Origin of the sequence: Mesorhizobium sp. M0676 (genome assembly GCF_040320535.1) — a bacterium.
Classification (GTDB): Bacteria; Pseudomonadota; Alphaproteobacteria; order Rhizobiales; family Rhizobiaceae; genus Mesorhizobium.
The window spans coordinates 18,610-44,891 of record NZ_JAMYPU010000001.1; the positions used below are offsets into that span (position 1 = coordinate 18,610).

The 26,282-nt window shown below is 63.7% G+C and carries 28 protein-coding genes and 1 riboswitch; of the genes, 16 read left to right on the top strand and 12 right to left on the bottom strand.

Annotated features, from left to right (window positions below; translation table 11 throughout):
- The first annotated feature begins 90 nt into the window (after window positions 1-90).
- The 4 genes from NKI35_RS00100 (at window position 91) to NKI35_RS00115 (ending at window position 4,762) form a co-directional block, all read left to right on the top strand.
- The gene (locus tag NKI35_RS00100) at window positions 91-720 is read left to right on the top strand and encodes a J domain-containing protein (protein WP_032887126.1); all 630 of its coding nucleotides are present in this window, start codon (window positions 91-93) and stop codon (window positions 718-720) included.
- A 123-nt stretch (window positions 721-843) separates the two neighbouring features.
- Window positions 844-1,830 (top strand): cobaltochelatase subunit CobS, encoded by a 987-nt coding sequence (gene cobS, locus NKI35_RS00105; protein WP_352737960.1) that lies wholly within the window; start codon window positions 844-846, stop codon window positions 1,828-1,830.
- Window positions 1,831-1,841: 11 nt separating this feature from the next.
- Window positions 1,842-3,740: a cobaltochelatase subunit CobT gene (gene cobT, locus NKI35_RS00110; RefSeq protein ID WP_352650950.1), complete on the top strand. Its 1,899-nt coding sequence runs from the start codon at window positions 1,842-1,844 to the stop codon at window positions 3,738-3,740.
- A complete protein-coding gene (locus NKI35_RS00115) occupies window positions 3,737-4,762 on the top strand; it encodes an esterase-like activity of phytase family protein (protein WP_352514779.1) in 1,026 nt (341 codons plus the stop codon). The genes cobT and NKI35_RS00115 overlap by 4 nt, the downstream gene beginning before the upstream one ends.
- A gap of 5 nt (window positions 4,763-4,767) precedes the next feature.
- Here NKI35_RS00115 and NKI35_RS00120 read toward each other — a convergent pair whose 3' ends face one another.
- From NKI35_RS00120 to rpmB, 3 genes are all read right to left on the bottom strand, one after another.
- Window positions 4,768-5,439: a polyamine aminopropyltransferase gene (locus NKI35_RS00120; RefSeq protein WP_023714983.1), complete on the bottom strand. Its 672-nt coding sequence runs from the start codon at window positions 5,437-5,439 to the stop codon at window positions 4,768-4,770.
- Between the two features lie 3 nt (window positions 5,440-5,442).
- The gene (locus tag NKI35_RS00125) at window positions 5,443-6,123 is read right to left on the bottom strand and encodes a queuosine precursor transporter (protein WP_023714982.1); all 681 of its coding nucleotides are present in this window, start codon (window positions 6,121-6,123) and stop codon (window positions 5,443-5,445) included.
- A gap of 162 nt (window positions 6,124-6,285) precedes the next feature.
- Complete coding sequence (gene rpmB / locus NKI35_RS00130) at window positions 6,286-6,582, bottom strand: 50S ribosomal protein L28 (RefSeq protein WP_023670682.1); 297 nt, start codon at window positions 6,580-6,582, stop codon at window positions 6,286-6,288.
- 259 nt (window positions 6,583-6,841) lie between these two features.
- On the opposite strand from rpmB, the gene NKI35_RS00135 reads away from it, so the two are divergent.
- Genes NKI35_RS00135 through NKI35_RS00145 form a run of 3 tightly spaced genes read left to right on the top strand, consistent with a single transcriptional unit; the run spans window position 6,842 to window position 9,245 of the window.
- The gene (locus tag NKI35_RS00135; RefSeq protein ID WP_352511827.1) at window positions 6,842-7,642 is read left to right on the top strand and encodes a DUF3108 domain-containing protein; all 801 of its coding nucleotides are present in this window, start codon (window positions 6,842-6,844) and stop codon (window positions 7,640-7,642) included.
- A gap of 44 nt (window positions 7,643-7,686) precedes the next feature.
- The gene (gene yddG, locus NKI35_RS00140) at window positions 7,687-8,574 is read left to right on the top strand and encodes an aromatic amino acid exporter YddG (RefSeq protein ID WP_352511826.1); all 888 of its coding nucleotides are present in this window, start codon (window positions 7,687-7,689) and stop codon (window positions 8,572-8,574) included.
- On the top strand, window positions 8,571-9,245 hold the full coding sequence (locus NKI35_RS00145) for a lysoplasmalogenase family protein (RefSeq protein ID WP_352511825.1): 675 nt from the start codon (window positions 8,571-8,573) through the stop codon (window positions 9,243-9,245). The genes yddG and NKI35_RS00145 overlap by 4 nt, the downstream gene beginning before the upstream one ends.
- Here NKI35_RS00145 and NKI35_RS00150 read toward each other — a convergent pair.
- Window positions 9,242-9,673: a cupin domain-containing protein gene (locus NKI35_RS00150; protein WP_352511824.1), complete on the bottom strand. Its 432-nt coding sequence runs from the start codon at window positions 9,671-9,673 to the stop codon at window positions 9,242-9,244. The genes NKI35_RS00145 and NKI35_RS00150 overlap by 4 nt on opposite strands.
- A 20-nt stretch (window positions 9,674-9,693) precedes the next feature.
- On the bottom strand, window positions 9,694-10,461 hold the full coding sequence (gene gloB / locus NKI35_RS00155) for a hydroxyacylglutathione hydrolase (protein WP_352737966.1): 768 nt from the start codon (window positions 10,459-10,461) through the stop codon (window positions 9,694-9,696).
- A gap of 118 nt (window positions 10,462-10,579) precedes the next feature.
- On the opposite strand from gloB, the gene NKI35_RS00160 reads away from it, so the two are divergent.
- The 3 genes from NKI35_RS00160 (at window position 10,580) to NKI35_RS00170 (ending at window position 14,173) form a co-directional block, all read left to right on the top strand.
- Window positions 10,580-11,362 carry a class I SAM-dependent methyltransferase gene (locus NKI35_RS00160; protein ID WP_023818473.1) on the top strand — a complete coding sequence of 261 codons (783 nt, stop codon included), beginning with the start codon at window positions 10,580-10,582 and terminating at the stop codon, window positions 11,360-11,362.
- 137 nt (window positions 11,363-11,499) lie between these two features.
- Complete coding sequence (locus tag NKI35_RS00165; RefSeq protein ID WP_023737439.1) at window positions 11,500-13,320, top strand: ABC transporter ATP-binding protein/permease; 1,821 nt, start codon at window positions 11,500-11,502, stop codon at window positions 13,318-13,320.
- A gap of 64 nt (window positions 13,321-13,384) precedes the next feature.
- Window positions 13,385-14,173, top strand: a complete 789-nt coding sequence (locus tag NKI35_RS00170; RefSeq protein ID WP_352737968.1) for a DUF1194 domain-containing protein — start codon at window positions 13,385-13,387, stop codon at window positions 14,171-14,173.
- A 51-nt stretch (window positions 14,174-14,224) separates the two neighbouring features.
- On the opposite strand, the gene NKI35_RS00175 is transcribed toward NKI35_RS00170, so the two are convergent.
- A complete protein-coding gene (locus tag NKI35_RS00175; protein ID WP_023673297.1) occupies window positions 14,225-15,160 on the bottom strand; it encodes a glycosyltransferase family 2 protein in 936 nt (311 codons plus the stop codon).
- Window positions 15,161-15,408: 248 nt separating this feature from the next.
- On the opposite strand from NKI35_RS00175, the gene NKI35_RS00180 reads away from it, so the two are divergent.
- A complete protein-coding gene (locus tag NKI35_RS00180) occupies window positions 15,409-15,729 on the top strand; it encodes a DUF1330 domain-containing protein (protein WP_352737970.1) in 321 nt (106 codons plus the stop codon).
- 7 nt (window positions 15,730-15,736) lie between these two features.
- Here NKI35_RS00180 and metW read toward each other — a convergent pair whose 3' ends face one another.
- Together metW and metX are read right to left on the bottom strand one after the other, a co-directional pair.
- The gene (gene metW / locus NKI35_RS00185; protein ID WP_023685353.1) at window positions 15,737-16,351 is read right to left on the bottom strand and encodes a methionine biosynthesis protein MetW; all 615 of its coding nucleotides are present in this window, start codon (window positions 16,349-16,351) and stop codon (window positions 15,737-15,739) included.
- A complete protein-coding gene (gene metX / locus NKI35_RS00190; RefSeq protein WP_023742897.1) occupies window positions 16,348-17,517 on the bottom strand; it encodes a homoserine O-acetyltransferase MetX in 1,170 nt (389 codons plus the stop codon). The genes metW and metX overlap by 4 nt, the downstream gene beginning before the upstream one ends.
- Window positions 17,518-17,578: 61 nt before the next feature.
- Window positions 17,579-17,656: riboswitch (SAM riboswitch) on the bottom strand.
- 126 nt (window positions 17,657-17,782) lie between these two features.
- Between metX and hisC the strand changes: the two genes are divergently transcribed.
- Together hisC and NKI35_RS00200 are read left to right on the top strand one after the other, a co-directional pair.
- On the top strand, window positions 17,783-18,892 hold the full coding sequence (gene hisC / locus NKI35_RS00195) for a histidinol-phosphate transaminase (protein ID WP_352737973.1): 1,110 nt from the start codon (window positions 17,783-17,785) through the stop codon (window positions 18,890-18,892).
- Between the two features lie 4 nt (window positions 18,893-18,896).
- Window positions 18,897-19,832 (top strand): prephenate/arogenate dehydrogenase family protein, encoded by a 936-nt coding sequence (locus NKI35_RS00200; protein ID WP_352737975.1) that lies wholly within the window; start codon window positions 18,897-18,899, stop codon window positions 19,830-19,832.
- A gap of 7 nt (window positions 19,833-19,839) precedes the next feature.
- Here NKI35_RS00200 and NKI35_RS00205 read toward each other — a convergent pair whose 3' ends face one another.
- A complete protein-coding gene (locus tag NKI35_RS00205) occupies window positions 19,840-20,763 on the bottom strand; it encodes a sugar kinase (RefSeq protein ID WP_023748509.1) in 924 nt (307 codons plus the stop codon).
- Window positions 20,764-20,887: 124 nt separating this feature from the next.
- Window positions 20,888-21,886: a DUF2125 domain-containing protein gene (locus NKI35_RS00210; protein ID WP_023748508.1), complete on the bottom strand. Its 999-nt coding sequence runs from the start codon at window positions 21,884-21,886 to the stop codon at window positions 20,888-20,890.
- A gap of 124 nt (window positions 21,887-22,010) precedes the next feature.
- Here NKI35_RS00210 and NKI35_RS00215 point away from each other — a divergent pair, with 124 nt between their 5' ends.
- The 3 genes from NKI35_RS00215 (at window position 22,011) to NKI35_RS00225 (ending at window position 24,366) form a co-directional block, all read left to right on the top strand.
- A complete protein-coding gene (locus NKI35_RS00215; RefSeq protein ID WP_023673305.1) occupies window positions 22,011-22,544 on the top strand; it encodes a gamma-glutamylcyclotransferase in 534 nt (177 codons plus the stop codon).
- A 164-nt stretch (window positions 22,545-22,708) separates the two neighbouring features.
- Window positions 22,709-23,656, top strand: coding sequence for an aldo/keto reductase (locus NKI35_RS00220; protein ID WP_023731073.1), 948 nt, complete (start codon window positions 22,709-22,711; stop codon window positions 23,654-23,656).
- Window positions 23,657-23,739: 83 nt separating this feature from the next.
- On the top strand, window positions 23,740-24,366 hold the full coding sequence (locus NKI35_RS00225) for a LysE family translocator (RefSeq protein WP_352463202.1): 627 nt from the start codon (window positions 23,740-23,742) through the stop codon (window positions 24,364-24,366).
- Window positions 24,367-24,435: 69 nt separating this feature from the next.
- Here NKI35_RS00225 and NKI35_RS00230 read toward each other — a convergent pair whose 3' ends face one another.
- Together NKI35_RS00230 and NKI35_RS00235 are read right to left on the bottom strand one after the other, a co-directional pair.
- Window positions 24,436-25,245 (bottom strand): lysophospholipid acyltransferase family protein, encoded by an 810-nt coding sequence (locus NKI35_RS00230; RefSeq protein WP_023748506.1) that lies wholly within the window; start codon window positions 25,243-25,245, stop codon window positions 24,436-24,438.
- A gap of 115 nt (window positions 25,246-25,360) precedes the next feature.
- Window positions 25,361-26,266 (bottom strand): LysR family transcriptional regulator, encoded by a 906-nt coding sequence (locus NKI35_RS00235; RefSeq protein WP_023748505.1) that lies wholly within the window; start codon window positions 26,264-26,266, stop codon window positions 25,361-25,363.
- Window positions 26,267-26,282 lie beyond the last annotated feature (16 nt).

The window sequence follows — 26,282 nt, forward strand, 5'->3', positions numbered from 1 at the left end:
CATTCGCCCTGCTTTATGCCGCGATTCAGCGGTTAGGGCGATGATCGCGAAAATGTCAATTCTTGTTTCGCACGTGCGAACAGCCCATAAATGGGTGAGATGAAACCGTACCCCAAATATTTCGAGAAAATTCGGGTCCGTCCCGACAAGGATGCGGAGCTGAAGTCGCACTCGCCGATCTGCCAGTGGGACGGCTGCAAGGAGGCCGGTACCCACCGGGCGCCGGTCGGACGCATGAAGGAAGGCGAGTATTTTCAGTTCTGCTTCGATCATGTGCGCGAATACAACAAGGGTTTCAACTACTTCTCCGGCGTGCCGGACACCGAGATAGCCCGCTTCCAGAAGGAAGCGATGACCGGCCACCGGCCGACATGGAAGATGGGCGTCGCCGGCGCCTCGACGCGCTCCTCGCCCGATTTCGCCCAGCAGCGTTCCGGTCGCGCCGGCTATTACAACCGCATGCGCGATCCTTTCGACCTGTTCAAAGGGCCGAAGGACCCGCGCGAGGCGCGCGAACGCAAGGCCAAGCCGCTTGAGGCCAAGGCGCTGGAAACGCTTGGCCTTGATACAAAGGCGACTGGCAAGGACATCAAGGCGCGCTATAAGGAACTTGTGAAGCGCCACCATCCGGATGCGAATGGCGGCGATAGAGGTTCGGAAGACCGGTTCCGCGATGTGCTGCAGGCCTATCGCGTGCTCAAGCAGGCGGGTTTGTGCTGAGCAACCTAACGGTTCGTGTCGTTTTCCAACTTTCATAAGGGTGGAAAAGGCTCTAAGACCGCCCCCGGACAAAATCGATTGCCGGCGAAATCAGGCATTTCGCCAGTGGAGACTTGGATAGAGATGAACAAGGTCGATCGCGACATCGCCAATTTGCCCGACACGACGGTGTCGGTGAAAGACAAATTCGGCTTCGAGTCCAAGATGGTGGTGCCGGCCTATTCGGTGACCTCGGAACATGTGCCGGACATCGATCCGGACTATCTGTTCGACAAGGCGACGACGCTGGCGATCCTTGCCGGCTTTGCCTACAATCGCCGCGTCATGGTGTCTGGCTATCACGGCACCGGCAAATCGACCCATATCGAACAGGTCGCCGCCCGCCTTAACTGGCCCTGCGTGCGCGTCAACCTCGACAGCCATGTCAGCCGTATCGACCTCGTCGGCAAGGACGCCATCGTCGTCAAGGATGGCCTGCAGATCACCGAATTCCGCGACGGCATCCTGCCCTGGGCCTACCAGCACAATGTCGCGCTCTGCTTCGACGAGTACGATGCAGGCCGTCCGGACGTGATGTTCGTCATCCAGCGCGTGCTGGAATCGTCGGGCCGCCTGACGCTGCTCGACCAGAGCCGGGTTATCCGCCCGCATCCGGCGTTCCGGCTGTTTTCGACCGCCAACACGGTCGGCCTCGGCGACACTACCGGCCTCTATCACGGCACGCAGCAGATCAACCAGGCGCAGATGGATCGCTGGTCGATCGTCACTACGCTGAACTACCTGCCGCACGACAATGAGGTGAACATTGTTCTGGCCAAGGCCAAGCACTATCGCGACGCCAAGGGCAAGGACATCGTCAACAAGATGGTGCGCGTCGCCGACATGACGCGCTCGGCCTTCATCAATGGCGATCTGTCGACCGTGATGAGCCCGCGTACCGTCATCACCTGGGCCGAAAATGCCGAGATCTTCGGCAATATCGGCATGGCGTTCCGGCTGACCTTCCTCAACAAGTGCGACGAGCTGGAGCGTTCGGTGGTGGCCGAGTTCTACCAGCGCGCCTTCGGCGAGGACCTGCCCGAGAGCGCCGCCAACGTGGTGCTGGGCTGAGCAGAGCCTCGATGGCGGGTCCGGGCGACAACACGCGCAACAAGTCGAAGACGGGGTCTGAAGCCGACAGCTTCAAGCGTGCCGTCACCGTCTGCATGCGCGCCATCGCCGGCGACAAGGAGCTCGAAGTCGGTTTCGCCAAGGACCGCCCGGCGCTCGCCGGCAGCCGCGCCCGGTTGCCCGAACTGCCGAAGAAAGCGTCCAAGACAGACATCGCGATTACTCGTGGCCTGGGCGATTCCATGGCGCTGAAGCGCGCCTGCCACGATCAGCGCATCCACACCAAACTGGCGCCGGAAGGCAAGCTGGCGCGCTCGATCTATGACGCCGTGGAACAGGCCCGCGTCGAGGCGATCGGCAGCCGCGCCATGCAGGGCGTCGCCGACAATATCGGCTCGATGCTGGAGGACAAATACGCCAAGGCCAACCTTGTCGACGTCAAGGACAAGGCCGACGCGCCGATCGAGGAGGCGCTGGCGCTTATGGTGCGCGAAAAGCTGACCGGACGGCCGATCCCGAAGAGCGGCGAACGGCTGGTCGACCTCTGGCGGCCCTGGGTCGAGGAAAAAGCCAAGGCCGATCTCGACGGACTGTCGGCCAAGCTTGGCGACCAGCAGGCCTTTGCCCGCGTCGTGCGCGAGATGCTTGCGTCCATGGAGATGGCCGAGGAACTCGGCGACGACCAGGAAACCGAAGACTCCGAGGACAGTGACGACAACCAGCCGCAAGGCGAGGAGCAGAGCGAGGAGGGCGGTGAAGACGATTCCGGCTCCGAGCAGTCGCAGTCCGAGGATGCCGAGGCCTCGGCCGACGACGAACAGTCGTCCGAGACTGAGGCCTCCGACGCCACTGCCGACGATCTTTCCGACGATGACGATGCGGACGCCGAAACGCCGGGCGAGGCGCGCCGTAACGACAACCCCTTCGCCAACCTGCCGAAAGAGATCGACTACAAGGTTTTCACCACCGCCTTCGACGAGACGGTCGGTGCGGAAGAGCTGTGCGAGGAAGAAGAACTCGACCGGCTGCGCGCCTTCCTCGACAAGCAGTTGGCCAATCTCTCCGGCGTCGTCGGCCGGCTCGCCAACCGGCTGCAGCGCCGCCTGATGGCGCAGCAGAACCGTTCCTGGGATTTCGACCTCGAAGAGGGTTATCTCGATCCGGCACGCCTGGTTCGTGTCGTCATCGACCCGATGCAGCCGTTGTCGTTCAAGCAGGAGCGCGACACCAAATTCCGCGACACGGTGGTGACGCTGGTGCTCGACAATTCGGGCTCGATGCGCGGTCGGCCGATCACGGTTGCCGCCACCTGTGCCGACATTCTGGCGCGCACGCTGGAGCGCTGCGGCGTCTCGGTCGAGATCCTCGGCTTCACCACGCGGGCGTGGAAGGGCGGACAGGCTCGCGAGAAGTGGCTGAAGGACGGCAAGCCGCCGAACCCCGGCCGGCTCAACGATCTGCGCCACATCATCTACAAATCCGCCGATCATCCGTGGCGTCGCGCCCGGCGCAATCTCGGCCTGATGATGCGCGAGGGCCTGCTCAAGGAAAACATCGACGGCGAGGCGTTGTTATGGGCGCACAACCGGCTGATCGCCCGGCCCGAACAGCGCAAGATCCTGATGATGATCTCGGACGGCGCGCCGGTGGACGATTCGACGCTGTCGGTCAATCCTGGCAACTATCTCGAGCGGCATCTGCGCGCCGTCATCGAACTGATCGAGACGCGCTCGCCGGTCGAGCTGCTGGCCATCGGCATCGGCCACGACGTTACCCGCTATTACAGGCGCGCCGTCACCATCGTCGATGCCGAGGAACTGGCCGGCGCCATGACCGAGCAGCTGGCCTCGCTGTTTGCCGAGGAAAACGTGCGCGATACACGCCGCGGCGGCTACCGGCGCGCCGGATGATTTTTTTGCGCGGCGGGTTTCGGCAGATGCTCTTCGCGGTCACTGCCTTGTTCGGCATGGCGTTTGCGCCGGCCATCGCCGCCGGCCCAAGCGCGGTCGAGCCGGTCGAAGTCTCGGCGCGGCCGATCACCACCTTCCGTATCGGCAGCGCCGACAAGCAGTTTGGGCTGCTGGAATTGGTCGGCGGTCTTGAGATGAACTCGACGACGCGCGATTTCGGCGCGCTGTCGGCATTTCGGTTCGTCAAACCCGGCAGCGATTTCATCGGCGTCGCCGATACGGGCTTCTGGTTCTTCGGCTCGATCACCCATGATGCCGACAAGCGGCCGTCCGGCATCCAGAATTTCCGCATGCAGCAGATGGTCGATGAGAAGGGCCGGCCGATCGACAAGAAATGGGAAGTCGATGCCGAGGGCCTTGCAGTCAACGACGGCATTGCAACCGTCGGCTTCGAGCGCGATCACCGCGTCGCCCAGTTCAAGATCGACCCCAGCAACATGACTGCGCCGTTCAAGCAACTGAACTTCCTGGTTCCAGCCCGGGAACTGCGGCAGAACCGCGGTTTCGAGACCGTCACCCACGCCAATCCCAACGGCCAGCACGCGGGCGGCCTCGTCGTGGTCTCGGAAAAGAGCTTGGACAAGGCTGGCAACATCTATGCCGCCATCATCGAAGGGCCGCACAAGGGCGTCTTCACGGTCAAGCGCAACGGTGATTTCGACATCACTGACGGCGCCTTCCTGCCGGATGGCGACCTGCTGCTTTTGGAGCGCAGTTTCTCGATGGCCGGCGGTGTCAGGATGCGGCTAAGGCGCATCTATGGCGAAAGCGTCGAGAAGGGCGCGGTTGCCGACGGGCCGGTGCTGATGGAAGCCGACATGGGCTACCAGATCGACAATATGGAAGGACTCGACGTCTGGACCCGCGATGACGGAGCGCTGATGGTGTCGCTGATCTCGGACGACAACCATTCGATCCTGCAGCGCAACCTCTATCTGGAATTCATCCTGCACCAGGATTGAGAGCCCTAAGGCTTGGTGGCGATCCAGATGACGTGGCGCGCGCCGCGCTTGCCATTGGCGCGCGTCTTCACCTCGTCCACGACAAAGCCCGCCTGCTTGAGCCTAAGTGTGAAGCCGGCATCGGGGCCTTGCGACCAAACAGCCAGCACGCCCCCGGGCCTGAGCGCTGCACGCGCCGCGCCGAGGCCGGCAGCGCCATAGAGGGCGTCGTTGCCCCTGTAGACGATGCCTTCGGGGCCATTGTCGACATCGAGCAGGATGGCGTCCCAGGCTGCCTTGTCGGATCTTATGATGTGCCCGACGTCGGCTTCGCGAACCGTCACACGGGGATCGTCGAGACAGCCGGCGAAGACCGCCTCCATGGGGCCGCGCGCCCAGGCGATGACGGCGGGGACAAGCTCGGCAACCGTGATGCCTGCGTCGGCGCCCAATTGGGCAAGCGCAGCGCGCAGCGTAAAACCCATGCCGAGGCCGCCGATCAGGATTTTCGGTTGGGCGCGGCCGCCGATCTTTTCACAGGAGAGCTTGGCCAGCGCTTCTTCGGAGCCGCTGAGGCGGCTGTTCATCAGCTCATTGGTGCCGAGCATGATCGAGAATTCGCTGCCGCGCTGCTTGAGGCGCAGTTCCTGTCCGCCGTCAGGCGTTTTGGCCGAGCCGAGCTGGACCCAAGGGATCACGGCCTAGACAGCCACGGTCGGCTGGCTCCAGTGGGCGGCGAGCAGCCGGTAGGGGATCAGGGCCACAACAGCGATGATCAGCTTCACCGAGAGGTCGCCCAGCGCCCAGGAGACCCAGCGCATGGTCTCGACCGGCAGCACGCCCATCAGCGGCGCCGTCTCCAGCGCAAAGCTGTCGTTCGGGCCGGCAAAAGCGAAGGCGGCCGAAAAGGCGATGCTGAAGAATACCAGGGTGTCGAACACCGAGCCGACCAGCGTGCCGACGATCGGCGCGCGCCACCAGCTCTGCCGGCGCAACCGGTTGAACACGGTGACGTCGAGCAATTGCGCGCAAAGGAAAGCCGCGCCGGAAGCTGCGGCGATGCGCACCAGCCGGTCGGCTGATGTCTCGAACTCGATCAGGCCGTGGCGAAACAGGAAGGGCGGGACGAGGATCGAGCAGACCACAGCGGTCATGAAGCCGACAAGGACGATGCGGCGCGCCACGGTCGGCCCGTAGCGGCGGTTGGCAAGGTCGGTGACCAGGAAGGAGAAGGGATAGGTGAAGGCGCCCCAGGTCAAGATGTCGCCCAGCGACAGACCGCCGGCCTGGCCCTGCATCGGGAACTGCACGAGGATGTTCGATGCCACGACGACAAGCGCCATGGCGGCCACAAAGGGCAGATATCGCGAGAAGGAAGTCATTTTTTTATTCTGGGTAATGGAACCAGCCAGGCGCTAGCCGAAATCCGGATCGCGCTGCCTTGCAAGTTTTGAGCATCGGATTGCTCCGATGCTGCTGCCTTTAATGTTTTGAGCATCGGATTGCTCCGATGCTCAGGGCGGTCGTCCCCCGCCTTGATATCGTTAAGCGGCGGGCTGGTCAGCCAGCTTCTTGGCGATCTGCTTCTTCAACAGGCGCGCGCGCTGCGACAATTCCTTGGCGTCGGCCTTGGCTAGGAAGGCGTCGAGGCCGCCGCGATGCTCGACCGAACGCAGCGCGTTGGCCGAAATGCGCAGGCGCACATTCTGGTTCAGCGCTTCCGAAATCAGCGTCACATTGACGAGGTTCGGCAGGAAGCGGCGCTTGGTCTTGTTGTTGGCGTGGCTCACATTGTTGCCGGTCTGGACTGCCTTGGCAGTGAGTTCGCAGGTGCGGGACATGGTTCTAACCTTCAGTTCTGTCTAGCCTGCCAAACCTTGTTCGCCCGCGCCGGGTGGCGCGCGGTTTCAGTCAGGCGGCCTTATGGAAAAGTTGGCGTTCCATAGTTGCATTTCGCCAATGCGTCAAGCTCCGGCTTACCCACGACTGTGACGAGCGTTTCACATAAAGGCCGGAATTCAGCCTATAAGCGGTCGGACAGGGACATCTCAAGCCGGAGTCGCCCGCCTCCGGTTAAAAAAATCAAGGACCGAGCCCGCCATGCTTCGCCCGTCACATGCCATTGTCGCCATACTTGTCGCCGCCTTGCCGACATCAACCCTTGCTGCCGCGCCCGCAGCCACCGCACAGTCCTTCAAGGGCGAATACACGGTGTCGTTCCTCGGCCTTTCCGTGGCCAAGGCGACATTTTCCAGCCACTACGAAGGCGGTAACTATTCCATAGACGGCACCGTCTCCAGCGCGGGTCTCGCCACCTTGTTCGACGACACGAGCGGCACGATCTCGTCAAAGGGCAAGATCCTGGGCAAGCAGATACAGCCACAGGTATTTCGCGCGGATTATAAGTCCGGCAAGAAGGCTTCCATGGTCGATATCCGCTTTGCCAATGGCGCGGTGACCGCCACCCAGGTCATTCCCGAACCGAAAAAGCGCAATCCCAAAAACTGGATACCGCTGGGCAGCAACGATCTGGCATCGGTGCTCGATCCGATGGCGGCTACCGTCATCCATGCCGACAGCCTCGACCAGGTCTGTGGGCGCAAGGTGAAATTCTATGACGGCGAGATGCGCGCCGACCTGACGCTGACCTACGCCTCGAAAGGATCGATCTCGGTCAAGGGCTACAAGGGCGACACCGTTACCTGCAAGATGAGCTTCGAGCCGGTGGCAGGCTACCGCAAGGGCCGCAAGGCGCTGAATTACCTGAAGAAGAAGAGCCAGATGATGGTGACGTTTGCACCGCTCGGCCAAACCGGCATATATGCGCCGATCCACGCCACGGTCGGGACGCAGATCGGCACCTTGACTGTCAGCGCGGGGCGGTTCGAAGCAACTGAATAGACGCGCCCACCCGAATAGAATGGGGCGCGTCGCCGGAGACGGGCATGGGGCGCGCAACACTGATCGGTTTCTCGGCGGTCGCCATGTGGGCGCTGCTGGCGTTGCTCACCGATGCGTCGGGCGCCGTGCCGCCATTCTTGCTCTCGGCCATCACCTTCACCATCGGCACCGCGGTCGGGCTGGTTGCCCGGCTGTTCATGCCGGCGACCGATAAAAGCCTGAAGATCCCACGCCAGGTCTGGGTGATCGGCATTGCCGGACTGTTCGGCTACCATTTCTTCTATTTCACCGCGCTGCGCAACGCGCCGGCGGTGGAGGCAAGCCTGATCGCCTATCTGTGGCCGCTGCTGATCGTGCTGGGATCAGCGCTGATGCCGGGCGAGAAGCTGGCCTGGAACCACGTCGTCGGCGCGCTGCTCGGGCTCGCCGGGACCGTGCTGATCGTCACCAAGGGTGGCGGCCTCGCCTTCGATGCTCGCTACACCTTCGGCTATGCGATGGCGGCCGTCTGTGCGCTACTGTGGTCGTCCTATTCGCTGCTGTCGCGGCGCTTTCCGGCGGTGCCGACCTCGATCGTCACCTGGTTCTGCGCCGCCACGGCAGCCCTGTCCCTCATCTGCCATCTTCTGCTGGAAAAGACGGTGCTGCCCGATGGCCCCGGCCAGTGGCTGGCGGTGGTTGGTTTGGGGTTGATGCCGGTGGGTGCCGCCTTCTACGCCTGGGATATCGGCGTCAAACGAGGCAACATCCAGGTGCTCGGCGCGGCAAGCTATGCGGCGCCACTGCTGTCGACATTGGTGCTGATCGCGGCGGGCGTTGCCGAGCCGTCGCTGCGTATCCTGGCGGCCTGCGTACTGATCACCGGCGGCGCGGCGCTGGCGGCGAAATCGCTGTTCGTGCGGAAGCCGGCGACGGGTAGAGCAAGCGCATGACGATGCCGTTTGCCGGCGGCATCGACGCCAATGCCAACGCCACATTGATTTTTTCGCTGGTGGCAGCGGTGATCTACGCCTTCACCCTGGATATGCGGCCGACGCTGGCCCGCTCGGCGGCAAAGACGCTGGCCGTGGCCATGCTTGCGGCGCTGGCCTTCATGCAAGGTGGGCAGCTGTTGCTCGTCGCGGCGCTGGCGCTCAGCGCCGTCGGCGACGCCTTCCTGTCGCGTGACGGCGAAAAGGCCTTCCTCGGCGGGCTGGCCAGCTTCCTTGCGGCGCATGTCCTCTATGTGCCGCTCTTCCTGCGCGGCGGCGGCGGGCTGGATGTGCTCAGCACCGAGACATGGCGCGGCGCCATCGCGCTTGCCATGGCGGCCTTCGCAGTCGTCATGCTGGCGGCGCTCTGGCGCCGTGTCAGTCCCGGCCTGCGGGTGCCGATCGCCGTCTATATCGCGGCCATTCTGGCGATGGGCATCTCGGCGTTGACGCTCGACAATCCGTGGGTCATCGGCGGCGCTGTTATGTTCATGGCATCGGACGGGCTGCTTGCCGCGGAGAAATTCCTGGTTCCGGCAATAGCACCCTATCGCGCCGGCATCCGTTATGCGGTCTGGGTGCTGTACTATGCCGCCCAGCTCTGCATAACTCTTGGTTTTCTTCTGGCCTAAGGCTGCCAGCCCGGCTCGGCCATTTCAAACGCGGCGAAGTCGAAGCCCGGCGCCACGGTGCAGCCGACCAACGTCCATTCGCCGAGGCTGCGCGCTGATTGCCACCAGCCGGCCGGCACTACGATCTGCGGCCGCTCGCCCGCCGCAAGTTCAATGCCGAGCACCTGCTCGATCACCTGGTTAACCTTTGGACTGCCTTCCTCGCACATCGACAGCGCCAGCGGCGCCCCGGCATGGAAATGCCAGACCTCGGCCGCGTCCTTGACCCGGTGCCAGGCCGAAATCTGGTCCTGTTCAAGGAGGAAATAGATCGCCGTCGAATGGCCACGCGCGCCACCGGCGCCGTCGCGAAAGGTCTCGGCATACCAGCCGCCTTCCGGATGCGGCTTGAGGCCAAGCATGGCGATGATTTCAGCGGCGCTGGTCATGGCTGATCCCGGAACGATGCTCAGAAATTGTCCTTGCGCTTGCGGATTTCCGCGAACACTTCGGCGTCGGAGGCCTCCTCCATACCGAGATGCTTGCGGATCGCCGGGTCGTGCCAGCGCAGGAACGGATTGGTCGACAATTCCTCGCCGATCGTGGTCGGCAGCGTCGCCTTGTTGTCGGCGCGCAGGGTCTCGATCTTGGCGGCGCGTTCCCTGAGCGCCGAATTGGTCGGGTCGACGGTCAACGCAAAGCGGGCGTTCGAAAGCGTATACTCATGGCCGCAATAGATGACTGTGTCCGCCGGGAGTGCGGCGAGCTTCTTCAGCGACTCATACATCACCGGCGGCTTGCATTCGAACAGCCGGCCGCAGCCGAGCGCGAACAAAGTGTCGGCGGTGAACGCCACTTTCGAGGCCGGAAAATGATAGGAGACATGGCCCGCAGTGTGGCCGGGCGTGGCGATGACATCGATCCGCTCGCCGCCGAGATGGACGACCGAGCCTTGCCCGACGGTCTCGTCGATGCCGGGGATCTTTTCCCTTTCAGCCTCCGGTCCGACGATGCGCAGCTTGAAGCGCTCCTTCAGTGCCAGATTGGCCTCGACATGGTCGACATGGTGGTGGGTGGTCAGGATCATCGTCGGCTTCCAGCCGGTACGCTCGATAGCGGCAATGATCGGCGCTTCTTCGGGAGCGTCGATAATGGCGGTCTCGCCGCTTTTCGGGTCATGCACCAGCACACCGAAATTGTCGCTGCGGCACATGAACTGTTCGACTTCGACGGGCATTGGCATCTCTCCATCTGTTGGCGCAGACATAGGGCGCTTGGCCCCCGATGTCACTCTAGCTTTGCAGAACGTGGCGGCTTTGTTGAACTTGGGCGGCATCGCAGCTACCGTCCCGCGCATGCATTCCGATATCGTCGATCTCCGCTCCTTCTATTCGACCACGCTCGGCCGCCTGGCAGAACGCTCGATCACCATGGCGCTGTCGTCGATATGGGCAACAGTGCCCAACGAGCGGCTGGTCGGGCTCGGCTACACTCTGCCGTGGCTGGAGCGGTTTGGCACCGATGCCGAGCGGGTGTTTGCCTTCATGCCTGCCACGCAAGGGGCCGTCGTCTGGCCGGCGAACGGACCGACGGCGACGGCGCTGGTCTTCGACGAGGAACTGCCGCTGGTCGATTCCTGCATCGACCGCATGCTGCTCGTGCATTCGCTCGAACATGTCGAAAACCCGCGCGAGACGCTGAACGAGATCTGGCGGGTGCTGTCGCCGGCAGGGCGCGTCGTCATCGTCGTGCCCAACCGGCGCGGTGTCTGGGCAAGGTTCGAGCACACGCCGTTCGGCAGCGGCCGGCCGTTCTCGCGCGGCCAGCTGACAGAATTGCTGCGCGAGGCGAATTTCACACCGGCTGCCTGGTCCGACGCGCTGTTCTTCCCGCCATCGCCGCGGCGCTTCATGATGCGGTTCCACAATGTGCTGGAGCGCGCCGGCCGGCGGTTCTGGCCGATCTTTTCCGGCGTCATCGTGGTCGAGGCGCAGAAGCGGCTCTATCAGGGCGTGCCGGTCGCGCAGCGCGCTTCGCGCCGTGTCTTCGTGCCGGTGCTGTCGCCGCACGGCGCCACCCGGCTTGGCCGCCGGGCGGAAGGGGTGACATCGACGACGCGTCAGGTGACACCTTCGTGATCATCATGAAAACTGGTGTTGCGTGGGTTTTTCCCACCTATCTGTCGCAGATGCATTCGCGGTCCGTTTGAGCGGCGGATGCCTTCAAGTCTCTCCATCTGGTTTCAGCAACGCTTCTGAACGCAAGGACCTCGTGCATGGCTGATCAACCGGACAAGTCCGCCACCGCTCAGCCGGTAACCGTCGAAGCCAGCAGCCTGCGCGATCAGGTGGCGACGATAAAACGGGCGCTGATAGGCTCACCGGTGCGCAAGTGGCTGGTCTGGACGTCGGTCGGCATTATGGCGGTCATCGTCGCGACGTCGATCGGCCAGGTTCTGCTCAACCGCTGGAACCAGCCTTTCTACGATGCGCTGGCGCGTCGCGACATGGCGGCCTTCCTGCATCAGCTGATGATCTTTGCCGTGATTGCCGGCACGCTGCTGCTGCTCAACATCGCTCAGACCTGGCTCAACCAGATGATCCGGCTGAAGCTGCGCGAGGCGCTGACGCTCGACCTGATCGACCAATGGATGCGGCCGGCGCGGGCCTTCCGGCTCGCCAATGCCGGCGCCATCGGCGTCAATCCCGACCAGCGCATGCAGCAGGATGCTGCGCATCTGTCCGATCTGTCGACGGACCTCGGCGTCGGCCTGCTGCAATCCTTCATCCTGCTGGTGTCGTTCGTCGGCGTGCTTTGGCAACTCTCGTCGGGCTTCGTCTTCCACATCAACGGCTGGTCGCTGGCGATACCGGGCTACATGGTCTGGGCCGCGTTCCTCTATGCCGGCATCGCCTCCTGGCTGAGCTGGCTGGTCGGGCGGCCGCTGATCCGCCTCAACAGCGACCGCTACACCCGCGAGGCCGAGCTGCGTTCCGGGATGGTGCGCGTCAACGAGAATGTCGACGCCATCGCGCTCTATCACGGCGAAGCCGATGCCAAGAGACGGCTCGAAATCGACCTTGGCACGGTGCTGGGCGCGATGCGAAACATCTACAAAGCGCAGATCAACCTGTCCTGGGTGACCGATACCTATGGCTGGATCACCGTGGTGGCGCCGATCCTTGTGGCATCGCCGGTCTATTTTTCAGGCGATATCAGCTTTGGCGGGTTGATGATGGCGGTCGGCGCCTTCAACCAGGTGCACTCGTCGCTGCGCTGGTTCATCAACAATATCGGCGGCATCGCCGACTGGCGCGCCACGCTGATGCGCGTTGCCGACTTCCGCATTGCGCTCGATGAAACCGATGTGCTGCACGACAAGGAAAAGCGCATCGAATTCGGCGATAACGCCAATGGCAGCCTGACCTTCGAGAAGCTCCAAGTGGCCTCGCCGGAGGGCTGCACCAAACTTTCAGACAGCCATGTCGAGATCCATCCCGGTGAGCGCGTCATGATCACCGGCGACCCAGGCGCCGGCAAGACATTGTTCTTCCGCGCCATTGCCGGCCTTTGGCCCTGGGGCAGCGGGCGGATCGGCTTGCCGGCCGGAGAAACGCCGATTTTCGTGCCGCGTGTTCCGTATTTTCCTGCCGGCACGTTACGCGAAGTGCTGCATCCGAATGGCTCGGCGCCGGCTGGCGATGCTGATTTTGGGGCGGTGCTGGCCGAGGTCGGCCTCGAGCGGCTGTCATCCTCGCTCGACCGTTCCGCACGCTGGGAGCGTGAACTCAACGATGACGAACAGCGGTCGCTGGCCTTCGCCAGGCTGGCCTTGCGGCAGCCGAAATGGGTGATCATCGACGAAGCGATGGACGCGTTCGATGGTCCTTCGCTGCGAAGGGTACTGTCCATGCTGGAGAAACGCCTGCCGGAAACCGCGATCCTCAACATCGGGCGCGGACTGCACAATGGTCATTTCTTTCCACGCGCATTGAACATCGTGAAGGATACGGGTGCTGCGCCACTGAAACCCGCCCGAGTCAGGACCGGCGCCATCGACCCGCCGCCGAAAGCGGCCGTGCGGCGAAAGAAGTAGAAGGGGCTTTATTTCGCCGCGATCGCGGCGAAGATTCACGGGTCGAAACGTCCGTGGTGCGGCCATGCTCGATGCGCTCAGCCTGCTTGCCTGCCTTGCCTGCACCACGCCCGTGGCTGCCCCGGCCGTTGCCGTGGATGTCGAACTGGTGCTGGCCGTCGACATCTCACAGTCGATGGACGAGAGGGAGTTCGCGCTGCAGCGCGCGGGCTATGTCGAGGCGCTCAGGCATCCCGATTTCATCAAGGCCGTGCGCTCGGGAACCACCGGGCGCATCGCGCTTGCCTATTTCGAATGGGCGGGCGTCGTGCGCGAGGATGGCGTCATCGCCTGGCAGGTGATCGACAGCGCAGAGAGCGCCAGCGCCTTCGCCGACAGAATAGAAGCGCGGCCGTTCCGCAGCTTTCGCGGCACCTCGATTTCCGGTGCGCTTGCCTTCGGCGCCGGGCTGTTCGAGGGCACGGGGTTCGATGCGCCACGCAGCGTCATCGACATTTCCGGCGACGGTCCCAACAACACCGGGCCGCCCGTCGCCACGACACGCGATGCCGCTGTAGCCAAGGGTATTGTCATCAACGGCCTGCCGATCCTGATCAGCCCGTCGCCGACCTTCAGCCATCTCGACCAGTATTATGACGACTGCGTCACCGGTGGGCCCGGCTCCTTCGTGTTGCCGATCTATGCGGCCTCGGAATTCGCCACCGCCATACGCCGCAAGTTGATCCTGGAGGTGAGCGGCATCGCCGATGCGACCGTGGTCCCGATCGATGCCGCCGCACCCATGGACTGCCTGCAGGGCGAACGCGACCGGCGGCTATATTCCGACCCATATCTGCCGGAACTCGACAAATGAGGTTTGAGGCAGTTCGGAGGGGAAAGCCGCTGCGCGGCTTGTCGGCAAACTTCAGGCCGGCCGTGCACCGTATTTGTCGCGAAATTCGGCATAGAGATCGCGGCGCCAGCGCCGGCCGCCGACATAGCCACGCAACAGCTGCGGCAGCGAATAGCCAAGCGCCTTCGACGACCGGTTGGCCATATAGCCGGAGAACGCCTGCGAAACCCTGCCCTTGAGTGCATCGGCGATGAGCTGCCGGGCGATCATGTAAGGCGGAATGTAGGGGTAGCGGTCGGCGATATAGGGGTGCTTGTCGATCAAGCTCGCATAGGCTTCGACATAGCCGTCCCGGCGACCGGAGATCGAATTCTCCGAGTTGTACTTTTTCCAGTCGATCACTTCGGACAGCTGCGCGCCGCTGCGACGGGCAAAGCGCAGCAACAATTCGCGATCCTGCATGCGCGTGACGTCACTATCGTAGCCGCCGATGGCCAGCAGCGACTCGCGCCGGGCGGTGATTGCCGACCCGGCAATGAAGATGGTCTGCGCGACAAGGGCCCGCTCCAGCGAGTCGCGGCTCAGCAGCGCCTCGCGGTTGACGCAGTTCGTGCGGCGATTGCCCTTCAGCGACACGAAGGAACTGATCAGCACTTCGAGCGAGGGATTGTTGTCGAACTGCTCCAGCGTCCGCGCCAGGCGATCCGGCAAATAGACGTCGTCGGAATCGAGGAATGTCACCACCGGCGCCTGCGCCCGCTCGATGCCGGCATTGCGGGCGGCATTGGCGCCGCGCCATTTCGAGCCAACATAGATCAGCCGTGGATCGCGGATTTCGGCAAGTGCGGCTGCCGTACCGTCGGTCGAGCCGTCATCGACGACAATGTGTTCGAACCGGGGAAAATTCTGCGCCAGCACGCTCTCCACGGCGCGCACCACCTTGCTGCGGCGATTGTGCGTCGGTGTGATCACCGAGATCAGCGGAGCGAGGTCGGTTGCCTTGGACATGTTGCTTCGATTGTGCCCCGAAATGCCTGGAGGCCGGAGGTTTTGATGGTCGCCGTCCAAGCCTTACCCCGGGATGGCATTCGATTCGACGCTACAAAAAACCAGCGGCAATGTCATCACAAACTGTTGAGCCAGGACGCCGGTAAGCCGGCCGATTACCCCAGACGTAATCGACCGATGGCCATCATGTCTGCAGATTGCGCCAACGAAGCCGGTCGTCGGGCTTCGATCTCACAGGGAGTTCAGCCATGGCCGCCTACGCCGTCGCCCATATGCGTCAAGTCACAATGGGCCCGCAGATTGTCGAGTATCTGCAGAGGATCGACGCCACATTGGAGCCGTTCGGCGGCCGCTTCCTTGTCCACGGCGGCGACATGGACGTGGTCGAAAACGAATGGCCCGGGCATCTGATCGTCATCGAGTTTCCGGACAGGGCGCATGCGTGGGGCTGGTACGATTCATCAGCCTATCGCGAGATTCTGGCCTTGCGCACCGACAACTCCCACGCCGATGTGATCATCGCCAATGGCGTTCAGCACCCGCACAAGGCGACGGACGTGCTGGAATAGGGGCAAACTACCGCTTCAGCAAGAACACCGCTTGCTGGCCGAAGAAATTCCAGAACCACCATGGCATCGACAGGCCGATCTTCTGGCCGTTGCCGTCGAGCGCGGTGGCTTTCTCGACCGAGGCGCCGAGTTCCTCGACCAGATTGACGAAGTCGCGGATGGTGCAGAAATGGATGTTGGGCGTGTCGTACCAGGAATAGGGCAGGTCCGCGGTCACCGGCATCCGGCCCTTGACGAACAGCGACAGCCGCACCCGCCAGTGGCCGAAATTGGGGAAGGAGACGATGGCGCGGTTGCCGATTCGCAGCAGCTCGTCGAGCACCAGCTTCGGGTTGCGGGTCGCCTGCAGCGTCTGTGACAGGACGACGAAGTCAAAACCCTTGTCCGGATAGAATTCGAGGTCGGTATCGGCATCGCCCTGGATGACCGAGAGACCGCGCGCCACGCATTCATTGACGCCGCGCTGTGACAGCTCCAGCCCGCGGCCGTCGACCTGCTTGGTCTCCTGCAGGAGTTCGAGCAGCAGGCCGTCGCCGGAGCCGACATCGAGCACCCGCGACTGCGGCGGTATCAGGTTGGCCACGACTTCGAGGTCGACGCGCTGGCTGCCATTGACGCTCATGAGGCGAGCCCCCTTGCGCGGGCCGCCGAGCCGATGAAGCCCTTGATGGCGGCAAACAGTTCGGGTTCATCGAGCAGGAAGGCATCATGGCCGCGGTCGGTGTCGATCTCGACGAAGGAGACGGAGGCGCCGGCGGCGTTAAGCGCATGCACGATCGAGCGGCTCTCCTCGGTCGGGAACAGCCAGTCCGAGGTGAAGGACACCAGGCAGAAGCGGGTCTTGGTCCCGGCAAAGGCATCGGCCAACCGGCCGCCATGGTCGGCGGCGAGGTCGAAATAATCCATCGAACGGGTCATGTAGAGGTAGGAGTTGGCGTCGAAGCGGTCGACGAATGTCATGCCCTGGTGGCGCAGATAGCTTTCGATCTGGAAGTCGGCGTCGAAACCGAAGGTCAGCGCTTCGCGGTCCTGCAGATTGCGGCCGAATTTCCGATGCAGGGCGGCTTCCGACAGATAGGTGATGTGGGCGGCCATGCGCGCCACGGCGAGCCCCTTTTCCGGGCGCTTGCCGTGCTCGAAATATTTGCCGCCATGCCAGTCCGGATCGGCCATGACGGCCTGCCGGCCGACCTCGTGGAAGGCGATGTTCTGCGAGGAATGGCGTGCGCCTGTGGCGATCGGCAGGGCCGAGAAGACGCGCTCGGAATAGCACGATGCCCATTCCAGCACCTGCATGCCGCCCATCGAGCCGCCGAGCACGCAAAACAGCTTCTCGATGCCGAAATGGTCGACCAGCATCAATTGCGCCCGCACCATGTCGCGGATGGTGATGATTGGCAGGTCGAGGCCGTAGGGCTTGCCGGTGGCGGGATTGGTCGAGGCCGGACCGGTGGAGCCGAGGCAGCCGCCGATGACGTTGGAGCAGATGACGAAGAAGCGGTTGGTGTCGATGATCTTGCCGGGACCGATCAGCACTTCCCACCAGCCGGGCTTTCCGGTCACCGGATTGGTGTTGGCGACATGCTGGTCGCCGGTCAGCGCGTGGCAGACCAGGATGGCGTTGGTGCGGGCATCGTTGAGGGTGCCATAGGTCTGGTAGGCGATCTGGAACGGCGACAAAAGCGTGCCGGCGTCGAGCTTCAGCGGCTTGTCAGGGCCAAAACGCAACACCGGGCTCGACGGGCTGTCGGCCTCGTTGTTGGTTTTTGTAGCGCGGAGCGCGGCCATGTGACTCTCCTTGCCCGCCGTCAGGCAATAAAAAAACCGGCAATGCGATCGCAAAGCCGGTTACGTCACGCAAACGGCCCTTTAGCGAGTTGTTTAACGTGGCTGCAAGCCGACCGGCCAAATCACCACGGAACTGTTGCGTTCTTCTAGAACTCGTGCGGCCCGGCGTCAACGGCCAGCTATTGCCCGCCTCTCGACATTCGCGGCTACGGCTTGTATTTCCGCTGCGGCCTCCGGACGGAGGCATTCTCGATGGATTTGCGACATGGACAAGACAGCGGACAAGGCACGGCCGACTCCCCGCGCGGGCATTATGGACATCGACGCCTATGTGCCGGGCAAGAGCACGGCACCGGCCGGCGTCGCCAAGGTCCATAAATTGTCGTCGAACGAGAACCCGCTCGGCCCGTCGCCGAAGGCGATCGAGGCCGCGCGCGAAGTGGCTGCCAAGCTCGATGTCTATCCCGACGGCACCGCCCGCCGGCTGCGCGAGGCGATCGCCGAGGTGCACGGCCTCAACCCGGCAAACATCATCTGCTCCAACGGTTCCGACGAGATACTTGGCCTGCTGGCGCAGACCTATCTTGCGCCAGGCGATGAGGCGATTTTTACCGAACATGCCTTCATGGTCTACAAGATCTACATTCAGTCGGCGGGGGCCAAGCCGGTTGCTGTGAAGGAAACCGAGGAGCGCGCCGACGTCGACGCGATCCTGGCCGCGGTGACGCCGCGGACCAAAATCATCTTCCTCGCCAATCCCAACAACCCGACCGGCACCTATCTGCCGTTCCAGGAGGTCCGCCGCCTGCATTCCGCGCTCCCGGGCAACGTGCTTCTGGTGCTGGACGCGGCCTATGCCGAGTACGTCAGGCGCAATGACTATGAGGCAGGTATCGAGCTGGCGGGCAGCGCGCAGAATGTGGTCATGACCCGCACCTTCTCCAAGCTCGGCCTTGGCGGCGCGCGCATCGGCTGGATGTATGGCCCACTGCACATCGTCGATGCCATCAACCGTGTTCGCGGCCCTTTCAACGTTAACGCAACAGCGATCGAGGCCGGCATTGCCGCCATCCGCGACCGCGCCCATGTCGAGCGCAGTTCGTTGCACAACGAGACCTGGCTTACCTGGTTGAATGAAGAACTGACGAAGCTTGGGCTGCGCGTGACGCCCAGCGTCGGCAATTTCGTCCTCATCCACTTTCCCGACGACAAGAAGCATTCGGCTGAGGCGGCGGACGACTACCTCACCCAGCGCGGCTATATATTGCGGCGCGTTACCGGCTATGGCTTTCCCAATGCGCTGCGCATGAGCGTCGGCACCGAAGAAGCCAATCGCGGCGTCATCGATGCCCTCACGACATTCCTGAAAAGCTGAAACAATGACTTCACCGATGTTTGAAAAGATCGCGCTGGTCGGCATCGGCCTGATTGGCTCGTCGCTGGCCCGCATCATCCGCCGCGAGGGCCTGGCCCGCCATGTCGCCATCGCGACGCGCAGCCCGACCACGCTGGCGCGGGCGAAGGAGCTCGGTCTTGGCGAGAGCTACACCACCGACGCCAGGGAAGCGGTCCGCAATGCCGACCTGATCATCGTCTCGGTGCCAGTGGGATCGTCGGGCGAGGTGGCGCAAGAGATCGCGCCGGCGCTGAAAAAGGGCGCCATCCTCACCGATGTCGGTTCGACCAAGGCCTCGGTCATTGCGCAAATGCAGCCCTATGTACCGGACGGCGTGCACTTTATTCCGGGGCACCCGCTGGCAGGTACGGAGAAATCGGGCCCGGATGCGGGTTTCGCCGAGCTGTTCGAAAACCGCTGGTGCATCTTCACGCCGCTGCCGGGAACCGATCCGGCCGCGCTGGAAAAGCTGTCGGAATTCTGGCGGCGCTGCGGCTCCAACATCGACACGATGGACCCGCAGCATCATGACATGACGCTGGCCATCGTCTCGCATCTGCCGCACATCATCGCCTACAACATCGTCGGCACCGCTGACGATCTGGAATCGGTGACCAAGTCGGAAGTGATCAAATATTCGGCTTCCGGTTTCCGCGACTTCACCCGTCTGGCCGCCTCCGACCCGACCATGTGGCGCGACGTGTGCCTGCACAACAAGGATGCCATCCTGGAAATGCTGGCGCGCTTTTCGGAGGACCTCGCCTCGCTGCAGCGGGCGATCCGCTGGGGCGACGGCGACAAGCTGTTCGACCTGTTCACCCGCACCCGGGCCGTTCGCCGTTCGATCATCGAGGCCGGCCAGGATATCGACGCGCCGGATTTCGGCCGGCAGGCGGTCGAGCACCCGGTGAAAAGTTAAATCTGTTTCAGACGGGCCAGGTCGCCGCGACCATGGCCATTGTCTCGGCCCGGTCCGGCGCGCCCAGCCGGCCGCCGAAGCGCTGGCATTTGAGCGCGGCCGCCGCGCTGGCAAAGCGCAAGGCCTGCTCGATAGGCATGGCTTCGGCAAGCCCGACGGCAAAGGCACCGTGAAACACGTCGCCGGCGGCAAGCGTGTCGACCGCCTTGATCTTCGGCGCCGCGATGTGGCGCACGCATCCGGCGGACCGGTCATGCCACCAGCTTCCCGCGGCGCCGCCGGTCACCGCGACAAAGGCGTCTGTGCGGCTGGCGAGGTCGGCGCAGGCGGTTTCGGGATTCAGCGCGTGGCCGCAGACGATGCGTGCAGCCGTCTCCGAAGCGACGATGTGCGACGCCAGCGGCAACAGACGCTCCAGCACCTCCAGCGGCGCCGTGTCGGCGTCGAGGATTGCCGGGCAACCGGCGTCGCGCGCGGCGGTCAAGGCAAGAGCGGCGGCGCCCGGCCAGCGCACATCGACCAGCACGGCATCGAAGCCGGAAAGATCGGCGACAGGCACCGCCTCGGGGTCGGCCTGCGCCTTTGGGTCGTAGAAGGGCACGATGATGCGCTCGCCATGAGCGTCGACCAGGATCGCGGCCAGCGCCGAGCGGGCGCCTTCGACGCGGCGGACAAAGTCGCAATCGACGCCCTCGGCCTCGATGCCGGCCAGCAATTGGTCGCCGACGGCATCGTCACCTGCACTTGCCCACAGGAACACCTCGGCGCCGAGACGGCGGGCGGCGCAGGCAGCACTTGTCGCCATGCCCGAGGCGATCTGGATGCCGTCCGAGGCGATGAACTTGCCCTGATGCGTGGGCAGGGTTTCGACGCGCAGGATGGTATCCAGCGTCAGCGCGCCAACGCTCAGCAGTTTCACCGGTCGGTTCATGCGTCGGCTTGCTCGAGCATGATCTCTCCCCAAAAGCCGTTGCCGCTCTTTGCGATCATGCTCTATCTCTTTGTTTTAACGCAATTCCGGACGGAAAACTGCTCACACTTTTCCTGGAATTGCTCTAATCGAGCGGCTTGATCTTGCCCAGCGGAATGAAGCCGAGCGAGACCTTGCCCTTCACCACCTTGAGCGGCATCGACGGTTCGTTGCCGAGCAGCGCCAGACCGGCAAAGCCTTGCTCGATCTGGCTCTTCTGCTCGGGGATTGCGGTGGCGAGGATTGCCGCCACGGCTTTGGGATCCTGCAGCTTGATCGTCAGGTCGGCATTGACCTGGCCGTTGGCGTCGACCGACACCGGGCCGGAGACGGTGATGCGCGCGGTTCCCGACGACAGATCGAGCTTGTGGATGCCGACCGCCTGGCCGCGCAGGCTCCTGGCCTGCGTCTTCATCAGCGCGACGCCGTTCTTCAGCGTCGCGTCGCCGCTGCCGTCGAGCGGCGGCAGCACGCGCCCGCCGATCGCGTCGGCGTCGATCTCAAGATCGGTGAAGCTTCCGGTATAGCCAAGGTCCTGACCGTCCGGCCGCAACTCGCCCGCCGCCGTTCCGGCGCTGAACAGTGAAACCGGGTCGGTGTCGTCGGCCGGATCGGTCTGGCCGGACAAGCTCTCGGCCTGCAGCGAAATGCTGCGTGGCAAGGGCCAGGAGAGCTTGGCATTGGCCTGCAGATTGTCCCAATCGATCCATAGCGGCGCCATCCCCGGCACCGAGGTGCGCAGCGGCCCACGCAACTCGGCGGCAGGCGACAAAGGCCGGATGAGCTCTGCAACGAAGTTGAAGCTGCCTGCCGAGGCGGCAACGTTCCTGGCGTCGTCCTCGTAAGCCAGATTGTCACAGGAGATGGCAAAACTCAGGGGGTAGCCGCTGACGGTGAGGTTGGCGCAGCCGGCCTCGATGCCTTTGTCCTTGAGCGAGGCCACCGCCTTGTCGGCTTCGCTGCTGACGCGACCGGCGACATAGAACCAGACCGCGCTGTAGACGCCGAACAGCATAATGACCAAGGCAGCGAGCCACATCAGCCGGCGGCGAAACTTCGACGGACGCTCGTCACTTGACGTCATGCTGCGGCTTTCATTAACGCGGGCGTGTTGCGGGTGGACTGTGGCTTACGCAACAAGCAAAAAGAACAGAAGAGCACCGATTCCGATGCGGCGGCGTCACTCTCGTGCAATCAGGCTTGGCGATATGGGCGATTTTTGGGTTTTTGGCTACGGCTCGCTGATCTGGCGACCGGGATTCGCGCATGTCGAGACACGGCGCGCGCGGCTTTACGGCTACCGCCGGTCGCTGTGCGTCTATTCCTTCGTGCATCGCGGCACGCGCCAGCGGCCGGGCCTGGTGCTAGGCCTCGACCGTGGCGGCTCCTGCATCGGGCTGGCCTTTCGCGTGCCCGGCGAGCTGCGCGATGAGGTGCTGACCTATCTGCGCGAGCGCGAATTGGTGACCAGCGTCTACCTCGAGCGTGTGCTCGATATCAGCCTCGACGGGAATGGGGCGGCCGCGGGAGAGAGAGTGAAAGCGGTCGCCTATATCGTCGACCGCCAGCATGAGCAGTATGCCGGCGGGCTCGACCCCGCGCATGCGGCAGGTGTTATCCGTGGCGCCGTCGGCCAGTCCGGAAACAACGAGGACTATGTGCTCAACACGCTGCAGCATCTCGCGGCGCTGGGTATCAGCGACCACTGGCTGGAAGAGGTGGCGAAGCGGATCGCCTCGTGAGCCAGTGGACCACGGCGAGCCTGCAGGCGAAGCGCTCGCGCCTTTGTGAAGCGCTGGCCCGCTGGAAAAATTGGCTGAGGCCTTTGACCTCGGCGCGGCGAGACCTAGCTTAGCTGCGGCCCGGAGCATTCGGGTCCCCCGCCGCCAGCCCACGGAGCCCCGTCTTGCAAAAACGCCGTCTCGGTCAAACCGACCTTTCCATCGCGCCGCTGGTTCTGGGCGGTAATGTCTTCGGCTGGACCGCGGACGAGAAGACCTCCTTCGACCTGCTCGACCGGTTCGGCGACGCCGGCCTCAACGCTATCGATACGGCCGATGCCTATTCGCGCTGGGTGCCCGGCCACGCGGGCGGCGAGTCCGAGACCATCATCGGCAAATGGATGAAAAGCCGCGGCAACCGTGACAAGATCATCGTCATCACCAAAGTCGGCTCGGATATGGGACAAGGCAAGAAGGATCTGTCCGCTGCCCATATCGAAAGGGCGGTCGAGGCGTCGCTTGAGCGGCTGCAGACCGATGTGATCGACCTCTATTTGTCGCACTGGCCGGACCCGACCACGCCTTACGAAGAGACGCTCGGCGCCTACCAGAAGCTGCTCGCTGCCGGCAAGGTCCGCCATATCGGCGCCTCGAATCTTGACGCCGGCCAGCTGCGCGCCGCGCTCGATGTTGCCAGCCTGCGCGGGCTGCCGCGCTACAGCGTGCTGCAGCCGGAATACAATCTCTACGACCGCTCATCCTTCGACGGGCCGCTGCATGATCTGTGCGTGGCCGAGGATATCGGCGTCATCACCTATTTCAGCCTCGCCAAGGGGTTTTTGAGCGGCAAATACCGTAGCGAGGCCGATCTCGGCAAAAGTGAACGCGGCGGCGGCGTGAAGGCTTATCTCAATGCGCGCGGCATGCGCATTCTGGCCGCACTCGACACTGTGGCGGCGCGCCATTCGGCCAAGCAGGCGGAAGTAGCACTCGCCTGGGTGATGGCGCAGCCCGGCATCACCGCGCCGATCGCCAGCGCCACGACGCTGGACCAGGTCGACAGCCTGGTGCGCGCCGCATCGCTGAAGCTCAGCGCGGAGGATCTCGTGGCGCTGGACAAGGCCAGCGCCTAGCCGCGCAGGTTCGGCACGATCGTTCAAGACGACGGCTGTCCGCCTTGCCACACTGTTCTCCATTATTGTGGAGAAGAGGCAGCATGGCCGCAGACATTCTTTCGCAGGCGCAGCCCTGGCAGCAATTGCTGGCGCTGGTGCTGGCGGCAACCGTCGTCATGGGCAGTCCTGGCCCGGCGACGATCAGCGTCACGGCGATAGGGGCCGCCTTCGGCCTGCGCAATTCGCTTCACTACACATCGGGGATCATTTTAGGCACGGTCGCGGTGCTGCTGGTCGTGGCCACCGGCATCAAGGCTATCCTCACCTCGATGCCGGGCGTAGCGCCAGTGCTGGCGGTCGCTTCCGCCGCCTATATTCTCTACCTCGCCTACAGAATAGCGACAGCGCCGCCGCTGGCCGCGCGTGACAGCAGCGCGGTTCTGCCGACCTTCCTCGGCGGCTTCCTGCTCGCCGTTGCCAACCCGAAAGCCTATGTGGCGATTGCTGCGGTCCTTGCTGGCTCCGCGACCGCAGCCGGCGCCGATGCTCTCGGCATCCCGGCCAGGCTGGCGGTTCTCACCCTGATGATCGTAGCCATCCATATGCTGTGGCTGCTGGCCGGCGCGGCCTTCGCCCGCACCCTGCGCCAGCCGCTGGCGTCGCGGATCATCAATCTGGCCTTCGCGGCGACGCTGGTGCTGACCACGGCGCTGGCGGCGTGGCCTTGAGCCGGCCCGCAGAAGAGATCAAGCTTTGGTCTTTTTTGTTTTGGCGCAATTCAGGACGGAAAAAACCGCTCACACTTTTCCTGGAATTGCTTTGGCGGCCGCGGCGAGTTCGGCCAGCCGCTTGACCGCCGTCGGCGGCATTTGCGGCGGGTTAGGAGCCTGCGATGCCTCGATCAGCAGCTGGTCGCAGGCGACTTCCGTATCGCCGATCAGCCGGTCCATGAATTCGTCCTTGCCGAGCCCGGGCGGAATCGGCGGCAGGAAGCGGGCCTTGATGGTGCCGGGAAAGCGCAAGAATTTGCGGCGAGGCCAATAGAGGCCGGCGACATGGGCGACCGGTACCACCGGGACGCCAAGCTGCGTATAGAGCTCGACAATGCCGTATTTGTAAGCCGGCTCGTCGCCTGGCGCTCGGCGCGTGCCTTCGGGGTAGATAATCAGCTGGCGCGGATTGCGCGCCATCTCCTGCTTTGTCGATGCAACGACCTGCTTCAACGCCTTGGAGCGGCTGCCGCGGTGAACCGGGATCATCCGCATCTTCAGGATGTACCAGCCGAAGAAGGGGATCCAGGTCAGCTCGCGCTTCAGGATATAAAGCGGATCGTGGAGGAAGGGAAAGAAAGCGATCGCGTCCCAAAACGACTGGTGTTTCGGCGCCAGGATGAAAGAGCCCTCCGGCAGGTTCTCGACGCCGGTGATGTCGCTCCTGGTGCCGGCGATCTTGTCGTAGAGCCACAGGCTGGTGCGCGACCAGAATTTCGGCACGAACCAGGCGCGATGGCGTGGCGAGAGGAAGTAGTAAGGGGTCCAGAGGACCATCTGGACGATCAGATTGACATAGAAGACGAAGTTGAACGCCAGCGAGCGGATATAGAGCATGCGGGGAAGGGCCCGTTGAGGAGGTGTGCGTTGGTTACACCAAGCGCGGGCAAAAAGGAAACGCCGCAATGGCCTGACATAGGCCGGCTCGCCACTGACTCAAGCCAGTCTCAACTCACCACGTCGCCTGCAATAGCCGCTGCTTCAGCCGCGGAGCGGCGAAATCGAGGAACGCCCTGAGTTTCACCGCCAGCAGGCCTTGGCCGGCATGGACGAGGCTCACCGGCCACGGCTGCGGCTCGAAGGGTCGCAAGACCGGGACGAGCACGCCGGAACGTACTGCGTCCGCGATCTGGTAGGAGAGCACCCGCGTCATCCCGGCGCCTGCAATCGCGGCATCGATTGCAGCTTCCGCCGTGTTGACGCGCAGCCGTGAGTGGATCGGCACGATCAGTTCGCCCTTGTCGCCGGCAAAGCTCCAGCTGGCGAGCGCTGCAGGCCCTTCGAAACTGATGCATTCATGCGCGGCCATATCGTCCGGCGTCCGCGGCATGCCATGCGCGGCGATATAGGCGGGGCTGGCGCACACGACGCGACGGATCGCGCCGACGCGGATGGCAACGAGGCTCGAAGGCGCAAGCTCGCCGATGCGGATGGCAAGGTCGAGATGTTCCTCCGCCAGTTGGGTTATCCGGTCAGCCAGCGTCAGGCGAATGTTGACTTGAGGATAAGCCGCCAGGAATTCGGTGACGACAGGCAGCACGTGCAGGCGACCAAAGACGACCGGCGCGGTGATGAACAGGTCGCCGGTCGGCGTGCTGTATTCGCCGGCAGCGGTGCGTTCGGCTTCGCCGACCTCGCCGAGGATGCGGCGGCAGGCGGCGAGATAGGCCTGGCCGGCATCGGTCAGCGTGAGCTGCCGGGTCGAACGGTTCAGCAGGCGCGCCTGAAGGTGCTTCTCGAGGTCGGAAACCTTGCGGCTGACCGTTGCCAGTGGAATGCCGAAATGGCGGCCGGCAGCGGAAAGGCTGCCCGCTTCTACCGCGGCGACGAACAGCGACATGGCTTCGAGCCGATCCATAGCTTCTTCCGGAAAT